This is a genomic window from Testudinibacter sp. TW-1 (assembly GCF_050613185.1).
Taxonomy (GTDB): Bacteria; Pseudomonadota; Gammaproteobacteria; order Enterobacterales; family Pasteurellaceae; genus Chelonobacter.
In genome coordinates this window covers 2,629,675-2,646,019 of the sequence record NZ_CP192511.1, presented here as the reverse complement: position 1 = coordinate 2,646,019, position 16,345 = coordinate 2,629,675, and the positions used below count along the sequence as shown (strand labels likewise).

Genomic DNA, 16,345 nt, shown 5'->3' with positions numbered 1-16,345 from the left:
TAACGATGAAAATAATGATTGGTACATACGGAGCGCAATAGCTGTTTGAACAATAAGGTTCCAAGTGTTACAAACTTTCGCCAAAATGGATTTTAAATCCGGTATCAATAATTTCTCTTGCCGGCGGAATAGAATTTAAACGGTCGATCACTTCTTGCGCGGCGATTTTACCGATTTCAAAACGAGGTGTGATCACCGTTGCCAGTTGCGGGGTCATTGATTGCCCGACATTATGCCCGTGAAAGCCGGCAATGGCGATTTGCTGCGGAATGGCAATGCCTTGGCGCTGGCATTCAAACACCGCACCGATTGCCAAATCGTCATTGGTGCAAAAAATGCCGTCGCTGTCGGGGCGTTGTGCCAAAATTTGGCGTAGTTGTTGCGCGCCGAGGCTGAATGATGACGGTTGTTCGGTGATCAATTTATACGGCTGTAAACCGTGCGCTTTCATCGCCGCTTCATAGCCTTCGATTTTTTGAAAAGTGCGGTTGTCCATGCGCGCGGCAAAATAGACAATGTTTTTACGCCCGCGCGCAATCATCGCTTCCGTCATTTGCCGTGCCGCCGCACGATTATCAAAACCGACTGCTTGCGCCACCGGCTTGCTGTGCTGTAAATCCATCATCTCAATCACCGGAATATTGGCAACCTGCAACATTTTTAGCGACTGCTTGCTATGCACGTTTTCGGACAAAATCAAGGCATCGACATTGTACGAAAGCAGCGATTTAATCCGCTGTTCTTCGATTTCCGGCGAATAACCGAAGTGCGCCAACATGGTTTGGTAGCCCGACAATTCGGTCACCGATTCAATTCCTTTGATCACATCGGCAAACACCTGATTGGTGAGCGAGGGAACCAGCACGCCGATGGCATAACTTTTGGCGCTGGACATAATGCGCGAGGCAACGTTGGGAATATAGCCAAACTGTTCAATTGCCGCCGCAATTTTCTCGCGCGTCGCCGGCGCAACTGTTTGCGGATTGCGCAAATAACGGCTGACCGTCATTTTGGTAATGCCGAGATGATTGGCAATGTCTTGCAGCACAGGGCGTTTCTTTTGCATGGGTTGACCGCACTTTGATCCGGTAGTAAAGAAATAATTATACTTTAAAGCAGGCGACTAAATGTGAAATATCCCCGATTAAATTCGGCTTTTCCAACGCACAATGGCTGTCGGCAAGCGGGCAGCGGGTGCGGAACACGCAGCCGGACGGCGGGTTGATCGGTGATGGCAGGTCACCTTCCAACAGCTGAATTTTCTTATTGCGTTCCAGTTTCGGATCGGCAATCGGCACGGCGGACATCAAGGCTTTGGTGTACGGGTGCTTGGTGTCTTGATATACTGCGCGGTAGTCGCCCAGCTCCACCGCATTGCCGAGATACATCACCAACACGCGGTCGGAAATGTGCTTCACCACCGACAGATCGTGCGCAATAAAAATCAGCGATAAGCCCATCTCTTTTTGTAACGACTTCAGCAGATTGACCACTTGCGCCTGAATGGATACGTCCAATGCCGACACCGGCTCATCACAGATAATCAGTTTCGGCTCGATAATCAGGGCGCGCGCAATGCCGATCCGTTGGCATTGTCCGCCGGAAAATTCGTGCGGATAGCGGTTGATTAAATTCGGCAGCAAGCCGACTTTTTGCATCATCGCCTGCACTTTGCTTTTCACCTCTTGCCGGCTCAAGTGCGGTTGGTAGACTTTCAACGGCTCGGCGATAATGTCGCCGATCGTCATGCGCGGATCAAGCGAGGCGAGCGGATCTTGGAAAATCATCTGAATATCGTTGCGCAACGCTTTCCACTCTTTGGCGTTTTGCTTGCTCAGATCTTTGCCTAACCATGCCATTGCGCCGCCGGCGGATTTCACCAAGCCGATAATCGCGCGCGCCAAGGTCGATTTGCCGCAGCCGGATTCGCCGACCACGCCCAAGGTTTCGCCCTGATAGAGTTTGAAGGAGACGCCATTGACCGCTTTTAAGGTTTGCGGTTTGGCGAAAAAGCTTTTTTTGTCTTGCTTAATTTTAAAGTGAACGCTGAGATTGTTCACATCGAGTAATAACGGTTTATTTTCGTTTTGCATACTGTGTTCTCAAGCTACATTTCCGTAACCGGAATAAAACAAGCCCGCAGGCGATTATGATCGAAACGTTGCAACTGCGGCGCTTGCAGACATTGCGCCGTGGCTTTTAAGCAACGCGGTTGGAATGGGCAGCCGTTCGGTAAATTCAGCAAATTCGGCGGATTGCCCGGAATGGTGATCAGCTCGTGCGATTCTTCGTTCAGTTTCGGTACGGCATTGATCAAGCCGATAGAGTAGGGGTGGGTCGGATGATAAAAAATCTGTTCCGCCGTGCCGTATTCCATGGTGCGCCCGGCGTACATCACCAGCACATGATCGCAAATCCCGGCAACCACGCCCAAATCGTGGGTGATCATGATAATTGCGGTGTTGAATTCGCTTTTCAGCTCATTCAGCAAACTCATGATTTGCGCCTGTACGGTCACGTCAAGTGCGGTTGTCGGTTCGTCGGCGATCAGCAATTTCGGACGGCACAGCAACGCCATGGCAATCATCACCCGTTGGCGCATACCGCCGGAAAATTCATGCGGATACATCTCCATGCGCTTTTTCGCTTCCGGCATTTTCACTGCGTCAAGCATAGCCAAGGATTCGTTATAAGCACTTTTGCGATCCAAGCCTTTGTGCAACATCAGGACTTCCATTAACTGATCTTTGACTTTCATATACGGATTGAGCGAGGTCATCGGATCTTGGAAAATCATCGCGATCTGTTCGGCACGCAAGTGATTCAGCTCTTTCTTCGGCAGGTTTAAAATCTCTTTGCCGTTGAATTTTGCCGAGCCTTCGATCCGTCCGTTGTCGGCAAGCAAGCCCATCAAGGCAAATGCGGTTTGCGATTTGCCCGAGCCGGATTCGCCGACAATGCCCAGCGTTTGCCCGGCATTGAGTGCGAAGGTCAGATTATTGACGGCGGTGACATCGCCGTCGTGGGTTTTGAAAATCACCCGCAGATCGTTTACATCGAGTAGTAAATTCGGATTTGTCATTGTATTTCCTCACATCTCTATTAGCGATCTTTCGGGTCGAGCGCGTCGCGCAAGCCGTCGCCGATAAAGTTAAAGCAGAATAGGGTTATCACTAAAAACAGTGCTGGGAAAATCAGCAGCCACGGCAGATATTCCATCGCCCGTGCGCCGTCGTTCAACAAACCGCCCCAACTGCTCAGCGGTTCTTGCGTGCCCAATCCTAAGAAGCTGAGGAAAGATTCAAATAAAATCATGCCCGGCACAAGCAGCGAGGCATAAACCACCACCACGCCCAACACGTTCGGCACGATATGCCGCCAGATGATCTGTCGGGTCGGCACGCCGCAGACAATGGCGGCTTCGACAAACTCTTTACGTTTCAAACTTAGAGTTTGCCCGCGTACGATCCGCGCCATGTCTAACCACGACACCATGCCGATCGCGACGAAGATCAGCAGGATATTTTGCCCGAAGAAGGTCACCAATAAGATCACGAAGAACATAAACGGAAACGAGTTCAGGATTTCCAAAATCCGCATCATCACCGCGTCGGTTTTGCCGCCGACATAGCCGGAAGTCGCGCCGTACAGCGTGCCGACCAACACCGCAATCAGCGCCCCGGCGATACCGACCAATAGCGAAATCCGCCCGCCCATCGCCACGCGCACCAACATATCACGCCCGGAGGAATCGGTGCCGAAATAGTGTCCGCTTTCCAAATCCGGTGCCGCCGACATCATGTTCCAATCGGTTTCGTCGAAAGCAAACGGCATTAAGAGCGGTGCGAACACCACAAACAGAGTAATCATAAACAGCACCAACAGGCTGACCAACGCCGCCCGGTTATGGAAAAAGCGGCGTTTGGCGTCTTGCCACAGGCTGCGTCCTTCCACTTCGTCTTGTTGGCTCAGTTGTTGTGCCAAATTTTCAATAAATTCGGTATTTTCTTGTTTAATCAACATAATACATCCTTTAATAACGAATTTTAGGATCGATTACGGCATACAAAATATCCACAATCGCATTAAAGGTGATGGTGAGTGCGCCGACCAAAATAGTCAGGCTCAACACCAACGAATAATCACGGTTCAATGCCCCGTTCACAAACAGCTGCCCCAAACCGGGCAAGCCGAAGATACTTTCGATCACCATTGAACCGGTGATAATACCGACAAAGGCAGGCCCCATATACGACACCACCGGCAGCAGCGCAGGGCGCAAGGCGTGGCGCAAAATAATCCGTCGCATTGGCAAGCCTTTGGCTTTGGCGGTGCGGATAAAATTGGAGTGCAGCACCTCAATCATCGAACCGCGCGTGATCCGCGCAATGCTGGCAATGTAAGAGAGCGAAAGTGCGGTCATCGGCAGCAGCATGTTGATCAATGTGCCGCCGTTCCAGCCGCCTGCCGGCAGCCATTTCAGGGTGATGGCGAAAATCAACACCAATAGCGGCGCAACCACGAAGCTGGGGATCACCACGCCGGTCATGGCAAAGGTCATAATAAAATAGTCGATCCACTTATTCTGCTTAATCGCCGCCACCGTGCCGGCAAGCACGCCGAAAAACAGCGCGATCAAAAAGGCGGAAAAGCCCAGCTTTAACGATACGGGAATCGCCTGCGCCACCAGTTGATTGACGGTGAAGTCTTTATATTTGAATGAAGGCCCGAAATCGCCTTGCGCAAGGTTTTTCAAATACAATAAATATTGGGTATGAATCGGCTTGTCCAAATTGTATTTGGCTTCAATATTTGCCATCACTTCCGGCGGATAGTTTTTTTCGCTGGAAAACGGGCTGCCGGGAGCGAGCCGCATCATGAAAAACGAGATGGTGATCAACACAAACAGTGTCGGGATTGCCTGTAAAAAACGGCGTAAAATGAGTATCAGCATAATGAGTATCTAAAAAGTAAATGAGAAATCAACAAAGTGCGGTAGTGTACCGCACTTTGAGATGAGAAGTGAATTCAAAGCTTGAATTACTGCTTAATCAAATACACATCTTTCAGATAGTAGTTTTGCCCCGGGTGCGCAACGGCATAGCCTTTCACATACGGTTTCACCAAGCGCGGTTGCACATAGTGATAGAACGGCACCGACGGTACGTCGCGGCTGAAGAAGGTTTCCGCATTGGCGTAATCGGTTTGGCGTTGCTCATCGCTGTCTGCCAGCAACGCATGTTTCACCGCCGCATCATATTCGGCGCTCTTATAGAATGCGGTGTTGTTGCTGCTGTCGGACAAGTAGTAGTTCAGGAATGAAGTGGCTTCATTGTAGTCTGAACACCAACCGGCACGCGCTACGTCATAGTTGCCTTGGTGACGGGAATCCAAATAGGTTTTCCACTCTTGGTTTTCCATTTTGGCATTGACTGCGCCGCCCAAATTTTGTTTCCAGATGGAACTTGCCGCAATCGCAATTTTCTTGTGGTTTTCAGAAGTATTATACAAAATGGTGAAATTCAGCGGATTTTGCTTGTTGAAACCGGCTTCGGCTAACAATTTAATCGCTTCTTCGTTGCGTTTTTTCTGATCCCAACTTGCCCATTCGGGGTTGGTCAATTTTTCACCGCCGTTGATATATGGCGGCGTGAAGTGATAGGCAGGCACTTGCCCTTGTCCCAACACTTTATCGGTAATAATGTTGCGGTCAATCGACAGGCTCAATGCTTGGCGCACGCGCGGATCGTTAAACGGCGCTTTGGCGGTATTGATTTCATATACATAAGTACACAAAATCGGGCTGGTGTATATTTCGTTCGGGAAATCCGCTTTTAATTTCGGGAACATGTCCGGCGGCACGTCTTTACCGGTGATGTCGATTTCGCCGGCGCGATAGCGGTTCATGTCGGTGGTGGAGGATTCAATCGGCAGCAAGGTGACTTTGGTTAAGACGGTGTTGGCGTTGTCCCAATATTGCGGATTCGGCGACAATTCGGCTTTTTCATTCACAATCAGGCTGTCTAATTTGAACGCACCGTTGTTCACCATATTTTCTTTTTTCGTCCATTGGTCGCCGAATTTTTCCACGGTGGCTTTGTGCACCGGATATAACACATAGTGTTCAACCAGTTTATCGACATACGGAATCGACGAATTCAAGGTTAATTGCAAGGTGTGCGCGTCTAACGCTTTCACGCCCAATTCGCTCGGTGGTTTTGTGCCTTCCACGATTTCAGCCGCATTTTGCAGGGTGAGATATTTCAAATAGGTGCCGTAAGGGGCGGCGGTTTTCGGATCAGCCAAACGCTGCCACGCATACACAAAATCTTCCGCCGTCACCGGATCGCCGTTCGACCATTTGGCGTTGTCGCGCAGGTGGAAAGTCCAGGTTTTGAAGTCTTCGGAATGATCCCAAGATTTCGCGACACCGGGCAAAATATGCCCTTTTTCATCGGAGGTGACCAAGCCTTCAAACAATTGGCGGGTGAATTGCCCTTCGACATCGCCTTCGATTTTTGCCGGATCAAGGCTTGCCGGGTTGGCGGAAACGTTATAAACCAACTCTTGTTTTGCCGCGAGTTCGGTTCCGGCAGGCACATTGGCGGCAAACGCAGAAGTGGCAAGACCAAAAGTTAAAGCCGTTAACACGGCACTGTTTAAGCGAGAGAGTTTGAAAGTCATTATAGTTACTCCTTGTCAATGTTGTGTTTTGAAGTGTTTTTTCAGTGAATAGCTATACCGCATTCTTTCATAAAAAACAACTTTATAAATGGATAAAGATCAAAATTCTGATAATCATCACGTTAAATAAATGTTAAACACCAATAATTGATGATAAATTCAGCAAGATTGTTCATTTCGCTAAAAAAATAATGAAAAAAGGGTACAATACGCTTAGTTAGCCTGTCGAAGCAAAATAACAAAGAGGATTATAAATGAGTGAGCAAAATATTGTCGAAAGTGAATTCAATCATGTGGTCAGTGATGTCATCCGTTTAACGCAATACAGCCACGGCGCCGGTTGTGGTTGTAAGATCTCTCCGAAAGTGTTGGATCAAATTTTACACACCGAAATGGAAAAATTTATGGATCCGCAGTTGCTGGTTGGCAATGAGAGCCGGGATGACGCGGCGGTGTACGATCTTGGTAACAATATCGGCATTATCAGCACCACCGATTTTTTTATGCCGATTGTTGATGATCCGTTCACTTTCGGTAAAATCGCCGCCACCAATGCAATCAGCGATATTTATGCCATGGGCGGCAAGCCGATTATGGCGATTGCGATTTTGGGCTTCCCGATCAGCAAATTACCACCGGAAGTGGCGCAGCGTATTGTGGACGGCGGGCGTGCGGCATGTCAGACGGCAGGAATATCCCTCGCCGGCGGACACTCGATTGACGCGCCTGAACCGATTTTCGGCTTGGCGGTAACCGGTGTGATTAATACCGAGAAATTGAAGAAGAACAATGCTGCTGAAGCCGGCTGTGAACTTTATCTGACCAAGCCGTTGGGTATCGGCATTCTGACCACCGCTGAGAAAAAAGGCAAATTGAAAGCGGAACATCAGAATCTCGCTTCAAACGTGATGTGCCAATTAAACAGTATCGGCACAAAATTTGCCGAGATTGAAGATATTACCGCCATGACTGATGTCACCGGTTTTGGCTTGCTGGGACACTTATCAGAAATCTGCCAAGGTTCAAATGTCGCGGCAGAAGTAGATTTCAACCAAGTGCGGTTACTCGACGGCGTGGAATATTATGTTGAAAAAGGCTGTATCCCGGGCGGCAATAAACGTAACTTTGACAGCTACGGGCATTTGATTTCGCCAATGAGCGAGGCGCAGCAAGCGGTTTTATGCGATCCGCAAACATCAGGCGGCTTGCTGATTGCCGTGCGTCCACAGGCGGTAGAGCAGGTGAGAACGTTGGCGGCGGAAAACGGCGTTGAACTGTTTCGGATCGGGCGCTTACTGGCACGGCATGCCGATAGCCAGGTATTGATTGAGGTGCGTTAATCGCGCAAGTTATCTAACTAAAAATAAAGACGAATAAAAGAGGACAGAATAATGATGGTATTATCGGCGTCAGCGCAGAGCGGGATTTTATTAGAACATTGCCGAGCGGGGCTTTTTTTAGAAGCGACGATTATTGATTTATCGGCATTAAAACAAGCGGTGATTCCCTTTTTAACCGAATTGGAAAAATTGCAGCAGGCTTATCCTGAGGCGGGATTAGGTGCGACGCTGGCTTTCGGCGATTCGGTTTGGCAGCAACTGAAAAAAGAGCAAAGTGCGGTTGAATTGAAACCTTTCACCACCTTAGGCAAAGGCAACTTAACTGCCCCGGCAACACAGCGTGATTTGCTGATCCATATTCAGGCGTTGCGCCAGGATGTCTGCTTTTCCGCCGGGCAAATGGCAATGCGGTTGTTTGCCGCAGCGATTAAGGTGGAAGAAGAAACTCAAGGTTTCCGCTGGATTGAAGAACGTGATTTAACCGGCTTTATTGATGGTACGGAAAATCCGCAAGGCACAGAGGAGCGCTCAGCAATTGCGTTGATCGCCAAGGGTAACGATCAAGGCGGCAGCTATGTGTTCACCCAACGTTATGAACATCAACTGGATAAATGGCAAAAACTGAATACCGAAAAACAAGAAAGTGTGATCGGCAGAACCAAAGCCGATAGCGTGGAATTGGATGATGTACCTGATACATCGCACGTCGGCAGAGTGGATCTGAAAGAAAACGGTGCCGGGCTGAAAATGGTACGCCAAAGCCTGCCATACGGTAAAGTCAGTGGCGCCCACGGTTTGTATTTTATCTGCTACTGCGCACGCTTGCACAATATCGAACAACAATTGTTGAGTATGTTCGGTGAAACCGATGGAAAAACCGACCGTTTGCTTGGCTTCACCAAAGCGGTCAGCGGCAGTTACTATTATGCTCCGTCGCTTAAACAGTTAAAAGCCCTGGCATAACGTAACATCTTCAGCGTAGGCAAAGTGCGGTCAGATTAAAAACGAATCAGACCGCACTTTTTGTTATAGCGAGCTGTTTAGCTATAACAAAAAAGCCGATTGCTTTCCCGATCGGCTTGTATCTTTGCAGTATAAATACTGTCGGTAAATTTCCAAAGTCGGGTAGCCAAAATGCATTACTGCGTTTCAGCCCCCTAAGAACTGTACGGGCAAATTTCTCTGCATACAGCTCAAGCCTTTCTATTAACTATGTGATAGTCGGTTTCACTACCTTTAAATTCAAGGCGTGGACTTTTCTATGACATATCGGGTGTAGCAAACAACGATTACTCAAAGCGTCACTACCGCCATACATTCGATACTCAATATGATGGTCGTGCCAACCTGTTTCTTCCGTTATTGCCTGTTCGCATAATGCACATTTTCCTTTCTGATCGTTATACAGGGCTTGCCACTGTCGTCGGTGCGATTGTTTATTATACAACCGCTGACGATGTAACTCTTCTCCATATAACTCCCACTCCGGTAAAAACGGATTATAATCCTGTTTCACTTTAATGTGCCGTTCAATTTTGACGTATCCGCAATAGAATAACTCTATCGGTTTCAATTCACCTTTTGGATCAGTATAGGTTGTGCCAAATATCCAATTTCTAGTGGCGGTTGAACAAAAGTATTTCTCTTTTATCCACCTTATCCCTTTATTGTGATGTCGGCGTTTACACCATTTCCATAAGGCTCGCCAAATCAATGCGTCCATTCGGGCAAAGGCAATGCTGGAAACTTGATGACGGTGATAGTTAGCCCACCCTCGTAACATCGGATTTAACACAAAAATCAGCTCTTCTTGTTTCGCCATTTTCATCTTAGAAATCATGGTTTTTGCCTTGCGATAAAATGTTTGCACATTCTTCTTGCTCGGTTTAATCAAGATTCGTTGATTCAAACGTCGAACCGTCCAACCTAAAAAATCAAATCCTTGTTCGATATGCACCACCTTGGTTTTACTTTCTGACAGAGATAACCCTCGTTCTGCCATAAAGTTTTTCACCACAGGTAAGACTTTATTTTCCAGTAGTTCTTTTGAATTGCCCGAAATAATAAAATCATCGGCATATCGCACCATGTAGGTTTTATGTTCTCGAATTTGTTTACTGCCTTTCGCACCGAAGTGCTTCGCCAGTTCGTTTTCGAGCCCGTCCAGTGCCATATTTGCCAGAGTCGGGAAATTATACCACCTTGTGGCGTACCTTCCTCTGTCCGTTTTAACTGCCCGAATTCAACCACACCCGATTTCAGCCATTTATGCAATATCCGTTTATTCATCGGAATATGTTTTAACAGCCAATCATGATTGATGTGGTCGAAACATCCTTGTATATCGGCGTCTAATATCCATTCGGCAGGACGATTGGTTTTTCGCCCTTTCTTGGTGAATATTTGATGTATATGGGTTATCGCGTCAGCCGTAGAACGGTTTAGCCTAAACCCATATGAGCCTTTATCTGCCAATGTTTCAGCAACAGGTTGCAGTGCCAGTAAATACAATGCCTGCATAGCCCTATCCCTCATTGTCGGAATCCCTAATGGTCGTTGCTTACCATTGGGTTTGGGAATATAAACTCGCCGCAATGGGCTAGGTTTATACCCTTTTGCCGACAAGGTGTCGATTGCTTTCCATTTGAGTGATGGAGAATCCCAAATGGTTTTATCCACACCGGCAGTCCGTTTGCCTTTATTTTCAGTCACTCGTCTAACGGCTAATGCTTTCGCATAAAACGAGTGGGTCAGCATTCGTTGTAGGTTTTTAACCCTACGCCAATCGCTTTCCCGTGTTGCCTTCGCAATCCGCACTTGCATTCCTTTAACATAGCGTTGCACCTTTCCCCAATCAATTGAGTGCCAGTGTTGCGCTATGTTCGGAGCCGTTGGCGCTGGACTGCATAATACTTTCTTAGTAGAATGAGTTCGCTCTTTCATACTTGCTCCTGATAGTACAAGAAGCAGTAAGAAACATCGGTAAGTGGATAAATTCCTAATGTAATTAACCTTGCCCAAATAACAATACGATTATTTGGATTAGTTACAAGAGGAACTATCGTTTTACCGACAGTCTTACATCTCTTGTAACCGTTGGGTTAAAGAGTAGCGTCGCGTTGGTGAGAGGGGTTTTCCCGTCCCAATTATTGGCTGTTTCTCAGGCAGCCAATGCGCCAACGCGCGTTTTACCCTTATTTATTACATTGTTATCAGTTTGTTTTCCCGACAATTATCAATGACCTATTGGTAAATCACCGCTAATTCTCCAAACTTTCCAATAACCATTAAAGGAATTTGCCCGTCATCTTGCGATGAAAGACCAGTTGGAAGTCTGCCCCCTTTCGGGTGGGTCATATTTCATACCCTATCCCTGCCATTACAGCAAAGCATTCGCTTTCTCCAACCTCCCTTACCTGCACTTTCAACAGCATTGCTTACGCTTTACCTGCCTTATCCCTTATTTCCCCTGCCGCTCTTTTCAAACGGTTGGAGAATTGTGGACAGGGCGAAAATACAGGCTTACCAATTTCCGTTATTACCACACGAATAGTGAAGATACAGTCTGTCCCCCGACGGTTTGATGATGACGTATTCCCACGTTAAAGAGGAATAACCAACCGCATACCTTTTGGTCAAAGCCAATAACAGTCGTAGGCTTTCTCTTCATTACGAGGTTTATCAACTGTTCACTTACGTTTATCTTTCTATTCAGCCTAGCACCTTGAATGTTGTACTGTTCAACATTCTCTTCCCGTTATCTCACGATAAACGGCAACCTCCGAGGAGGGGTTACATTGTCAGGACGCTTCGTACCGTTTCGTTACCAAAACCGCACTGCCCCTAGGCTACTGCCAGTCATATAGCAGGTTACACTCTCGTTATACCGAGCGTAACAATGATAATAACAGCTTATGCACTTACTAAGTTTTCACACCTAAACAGCATAAATAAGTCTTGTCTGCATACTATTTACTTCTTCCTGTTCCCAATGTTGCCGAGAACTTCGTACTTTACTGTTTTATATCCTATTTTCAGCATACGCATTTCATTTTCTCAAAATTTAGATACAGCTAAGCCGCTCTTCTTGATGAGATAAATACAATTTATAAACATGAAATAACTGAAAATTGAGCAATAATAACCTTATCTTGATGTTGTATCAAAATAAAGTGTAATGCTATTGACATCTCTATCCCCCTTAACAGAGAAAAAGAGATTATAATGTGTAAAGCAAACCGATTTAATCGGTCATGTTTGAAGTATGCACTTACCAATATAAACTACCAATTTATATTGTAGGTTTAGTTTCATCGTGCTCGTAAACCTCTGGGCTTTATTTATAGTAGGCGGTAAATATGGATTTATGACAAGGAGCTATGGGTAAGCTCTTAACTGGATCTTGCTTTCTTAACTTAACCTTGAGTATTTGACTACTCAGGACGACATCAAAGTGAAGATCATACCTTAGTTACACATAAATTGGTCTATTTACTAATCCAACTTAGAACAAAGATCTTAGGCAACGCCTCGTTTCTTTGTCTGGCTTCCCAAGTACCCCCGAGGGGTACTTGAAAAGTTGTTGCAAACCTCGTATAAAAGGTTTGCAACTGCGTGCAAGAATTGCTATACTCCGATAAAATATCTTTGTAAAAACAATAACTTGCACACCATAAGTGCGACATTGTCGCACTTAACGTTTGGAGAATTGTGGACGACGACGTGCTTTGCGCAGACCCACTTTTTTACGTTCAACACGACGTGCGTCACGAGTGACGAAGCCGGCTGCACGCAATGCAGGGCGTAAAGTTTCGTCATATTCCATTAAAGCGCGGGTGATACCGTGACGGATCGCACCGGCTTGACCTGAAATACCACCACCTTTAACAGTGATGTATAGATCCAATTTCTCAGTTAATTCAACTAATTCCAACGGTTGACGCACGATCATGCGTGAAGTTTCGCGACCGAAATAAACGTCGATTTCACGTTGGTTGATAGTGATTTTACCTGTACCCGGTTTGATGAATACACGGGCTGAAGAGCTTTTGCGGCGGCCTGTGCCGTAGTTTTGATTCTCTGCCATAATCTTGATCCCGTGATTAAATGTCTAATACTTGTGGTTGTTGCGCAGCGTGGCTGTGTTCGGCACCCGCATACACTTTTAATTTACGATACATTGCACGACCCAAAGGACCTTTAGGCAACATACCTTTAACCGCAATTTCAATCACGCTTTCAGGACGACGTTCGATCATCTCTTTGAAAGTCGCTTGTTTGATTCCACCGATGTGGCCTGTGTGCCAGTAGTAGATTTTATCGCTTTGTTTTTTACCGGTTACGGCAACTTTCTCAGCGTTAATCACGATGATGTAATCACCGGTATCTACGTGCGGGGTGTACTCGGCTTTGTGTTTACCACGTAAGCGACTTGCGATTTCAGTAGCCAAACGACCTAAAGTTTTACCGGTCGCGTCAACTACATACCAGTCACGTTTTACAGTTTCCGGTTTTGCTACAAAAGTTTTCATTAAATGATTACCAATATAAAAATTTTAAACCCTGTGTCTAATATTAGACACACCTCAAATTGATTGCTGCACCCCTTCGAGTGAGAACTCAATGACATTTACGCGGCGGGAAAACCAGTCGTAATACAGGGTCGCAAGATTATATAGGAAACGATTTCAAAAAGCGAACCTTTTAGCGAAAAATATGGGCTAAAAGGCTCATATTAATTTAACGCTGAGGCAAATCTTCCAACTCTTGATTACCAGTTTCATGAATAAGCCATTTAACCATGAAAAATGAGCCGATACAGCAGACCCCGTAAAATAAATAAGTCGGCGCAAGCCCAAAGGCTTGTAACATCGGTGGGAATGTCCATGTGACGATAACATTACCAATCCAGTTTGCACAAATGGCAATGCCAAGTCCGGTTGTTCGAATGCGGTTTGGGAATATCTCACCTAAAACCACCCAAATAGCAGGCCCCCAAGTGCCGCAAAAGAAAATATAAAAAATATGCGCACTGATTAAGGCCGCCCAAGACAGATATGCCGGTAATGCTAAGCCGTTTGCGCTTTTGTCTGCGCTCATAAAAATAAAGCCAGTAATCCAAAGAGAGATCCCCATACCTATTGAGCCGATCAGCAGTAATTTGCGTCGCCCAATTTTATCGATATATAACATACCGACAATAGTCATCAATACACCGATCATTGTTGTACCGATAGGAACGGCAAAGGAGAGTGATTGGGAAAATCCGACCGCACTCCAGAGTGAAGAGGCGTAGTATAAAATGATATTAATTCCAGTGAATTGCGCAACAAAAGCAAAACAAATTCCAATCCAAACAACCGGAACAAAAAGTGTTTTTGATGAGAGTACGTTTTTAATCGAAATAATTTCATCTAAATCCCCCAAACTTTGCTGAATGCTGTGAATTTTGGCATCCGGAGCCGTCTCACCGGTGTATTTGATTAAGACATGCTTTGCTTCGGTTAATTTATTTTTGCTAACAAGATAACGAGGTGATTCGGGTAATTTGAACGCCATAATTCCATATAGCATGGCTGGAAAAATTTCGACTAACAGCATCCAGCGCCAAGCTAATAAACCACCCCATAATTCGGCATTAGGAGAATTTTCAATGTTAGCAAGAAGATAATTAGAGATGAAGGACACTAATAAACCCACAGCGATAGCAAGTTGCTGTAAACTGCCCAAACGTCCACGTAAATGTGCCGGAGAAACTTCGGCAATATAAGCGGGCGCAATTACCGCGGCAATGCCGACCCCAATACCGCCGATTAATCGCCAAACTGAAAAATCCCATAAACCCACGGCAAGCGCTGAGCCGACTGCAGAAATGGAAAACATCACCGAGGCAACTAACATGACTTTTACTCGACCAAAACGTATGGCCGCGAGACCAGCATACCACGCACCAATTGCAGATCCGACTAATACAGAGGCAACGGCAAATCCTAATTCACCTGATGTAAGCCCAAAACCAAATTCCTCACTACGGATAGACTCAACTGTGCCACTAATAACCGCCGTATCGAATCCGAATAGAAATCCACCAAGTGCGGCAATAATAGAAATATAGATGACCGCACTTAGCGTGCTTTTACCGTTGTTCATAAAATGCTCCTTGTATTGGGCTTGCCAATTTGTTGTTTTAACCATTGAAAAATAGATATTCCATTTATATTCGGAATATTCTCATAGAGATATAAAAAAACGCAATGAGGATCAAGATTGAGGTTTTGAATGATAATATCTGAAAAGAATTGATATTTAAGATTAGGATTTTTAGGAGTTAGATAGTTAATGATGTATTCGGTATTTTTAACCGGAACAACCTCATCTTTTCTACTATGCAATAGCCACATCGGTATATTATTTAAGTTATCTAATAACTCGTTACTTGGAATTTCAGCCGGGCAAGCAATAATGCCAGCGCTAAATAAGTCAGGGCTATGCGCTAGTAATCTTAATCCTTGATAACCTCCCATCGACGCGCCGATAATATAAACGCGTTTTTTATCAATCTGTGGATGTTGTAAAAAAATATTTTTAATCAAATAAATGAGCGTGGCGGTGTAATCTTGTTTTCCAAAATAAGTGATTCCATTTAATTTAAATTCTTTCAACCAAAAATCAGGACATTGTGGCGCAAGAATAAAAGGATAATCAAAGAATTGTTGTATGGCAGGATCGGTAAACGTTGCAACGGCACGATCAGCAATAAGATGACTTTGATTATCACCGCCTTCCCCGGCGCCATGTAGATAAATGATTAATGGGTGGTTTGTGTTGTTTTTGTGAGGAACATAGAGGTTATAATCCAAATCGTTAAATGATGAGTGTTGGCATTTATCTATTTCTATATGTTGAATCGGTAATAAATTCATCACTTTTAATACCCTGTGAAATATATCTTTGACCTGAAATTTAAATTTGATTTTAACTTGAATATGGCAACGCTGTTGTCGAAACTGCACTTGATCAAATTTTAATGTTTTTGTGATTGAGTCGTTCAATGCTTGCTTGATAAATACCGTTATTGCTGAGGCATTACGTTGTTCAATATATGCAATAGATAGCTTTTCCCACTGGTTGTCTGTATTTTCGCTTGCTAGGAAAATAGCGATGCTATTTGTATTAAATAGCGGCATTCCAGAAATGGGACTTGAAAAACGTAACTTGAATTGCGTAATTCTCTCCCCAAGTATATCAACTTTGGCTATAGGCAAGCATTCGCAATAAAAATCGGGTGGATTATTGGATTTCATTTTATCACCTATTGATTG

Annotated in this window: 13 protein-coding genes and 1 pseudogene; 2 read left to right on the top strand and 12 right to left on the bottom strand. The window is 45.5% G+C overall.

The window, feature by feature from the left end:
* Positions 1-67: 67 nt before the first annotated feature.
* From gntR to ACQ31U_RS12685, 6 genes are all read right to left on the bottom strand, one after another.
* Complete coding sequence (gene gntR / locus ACQ31U_RS12710) at positions 68-1,066, bottom strand: gluconate operon transcriptional repressor GntR (RefSeq protein WP_431052638.1); 999 nt, start codon at positions 1,064-1,066, stop codon at positions 68-70.
* A gap of 37 nt (positions 1,067-1,103) precedes the next feature.
* A complete protein-coding gene (gene oppF, locus ACQ31U_RS12705; protein ID WP_431052636.1) occupies positions 1,104-2,093 on the bottom strand; it encodes a murein tripeptide/oligopeptide ABC transporter ATP binding protein OppF in 990 nt (329 codons plus the stop codon).
* A 14-nt stretch (positions 2,094-2,107) separates the two neighbouring features.
* Positions 2,108-3,082 carry an oligopeptide ABC transporter ATP-binding protein OppD gene (oppD, locus tag ACQ31U_RS12700; RefSeq protein WP_431052634.1) on the bottom strand — a complete coding sequence of 325 codons (975 nt, stop codon included), beginning with the start codon at positions 3,080-3,082 and terminating at the stop codon, positions 2,108-2,110.
* Positions 3,083-3,102: 20 nt separating this feature from the next.
* Complete coding sequence (gene oppC / locus ACQ31U_RS12695; protein ID WP_431052632.1) at positions 3,103-4,023, bottom strand: oligopeptide ABC transporter permease OppC; 921 nt, start codon at positions 4,021-4,023, stop codon at positions 3,103-3,105.
* Between the two features lie 10 nt (positions 4,024-4,033).
* The gene (gene oppB, locus ACQ31U_RS12690) at positions 4,034-4,954 is read right to left on the bottom strand and encodes an oligopeptide ABC transporter permease OppB (protein WP_431052631.1); all 921 of its coding nucleotides are present in this window, start codon (positions 4,952-4,954) and stop codon (positions 4,034-4,036) included.
* An 86-nt stretch (positions 4,955-5,040) separates the two neighbouring features.
* Entirely contained in the window at positions 5,041-6,684 is a 1,644-nt protein-coding gene (locus ACQ31U_RS12685; protein WP_431052629.1) for an ABC transporter substrate-binding protein, read from the bottom strand.
* A gap of 254 nt (positions 6,685-6,938) precedes the next feature.
* On the opposite strand from ACQ31U_RS12685, the gene selD reads away from it, so the two are divergent.
* The gene (gene selD / locus ACQ31U_RS12680; protein ID WP_431052627.1) at positions 6,939-8,024 is read left to right on the top strand and encodes a selenide, water dikinase SelD; all 1,086 of its coding nucleotides are present in this window, start codon (positions 6,939-6,941) and stop codon (positions 8,022-8,024) included.
* Between the two features lie 51 nt (positions 8,025-8,075).
* Positions 8,076-8,987, top strand: a complete 912-nt coding sequence (locus ACQ31U_RS12675) for a Dyp-type peroxidase (RefSeq protein ID WP_431052625.1) — start codon at positions 8,076-8,078, stop codon at positions 8,985-8,987.
* Between the two features lie 247 nt (positions 8,988-9,234).
* On the opposite strand, the gene ACQ31U_RS12670 is transcribed toward ACQ31U_RS12675, so the two are convergent.
* The 6 genes and pseudogenes from ACQ31U_RS12670 to ACQ31U_RS12645 form a co-directional block, all read right to left on the bottom strand.
* On the bottom strand, positions 9,235-9,846 hold the full coding sequence (locus ACQ31U_RS12670; protein WP_431054348.1) for a group II intron maturase-specific domain-containing protein: 612 nt from the start codon (positions 9,844-9,846) through the stop codon (positions 9,235-9,237).
* A 153-nt stretch (positions 9,847-9,999) separates the two neighbouring features.
* Positions 10,000-10,847: pseudogene (locus ACQ31U_RS12665) on the bottom strand (reverse transcriptase domain-containing protein); the annotation flags it as partial.
* 1,870 nt (positions 10,848-12,717) lie between these two features.
* Positions 12,718-13,110 (bottom strand): 30S ribosomal protein S9, encoded by a 393-nt coding sequence (gene rpsI, locus ACQ31U_RS12660; protein WP_034612860.1) that lies wholly within the window; start codon positions 13,108-13,110, stop codon positions 12,718-12,720.
* A 16-nt stretch (positions 13,111-13,126) separates the two neighbouring features.
* Complete coding sequence (rplM, locus tag ACQ31U_RS12655; protein WP_431052623.1) at positions 13,127-13,555, bottom strand: 50S ribosomal protein L13; 429 nt, start codon at positions 13,553-13,555, stop codon at positions 13,127-13,129.
* Between the two features lie 208 nt (positions 13,556-13,763).
* Positions 13,764-15,173 carry a sugar porter family MFS transporter gene (locus ACQ31U_RS12650; protein ID WP_431052621.1) on the bottom strand — a complete coding sequence of 470 codons (1,410 nt, stop codon included), beginning with the start codon at positions 15,171-15,173 and terminating at the stop codon, positions 13,764-13,766.
* Positions 15,170-16,327: a prolyl oligopeptidase family serine peptidase gene (locus ACQ31U_RS12645; RefSeq protein ID WP_431052619.1), complete on the bottom strand. Its 1,158-nt coding sequence runs from the start codon at positions 16,325-16,327 to the stop codon at positions 15,170-15,172. The genes ACQ31U_RS12650 and ACQ31U_RS12645 overlap by 4 nt, the downstream gene beginning before the upstream one ends.
* Between the last annotated feature and the right edge of the window lie 18 nt (positions 16,328-16,345).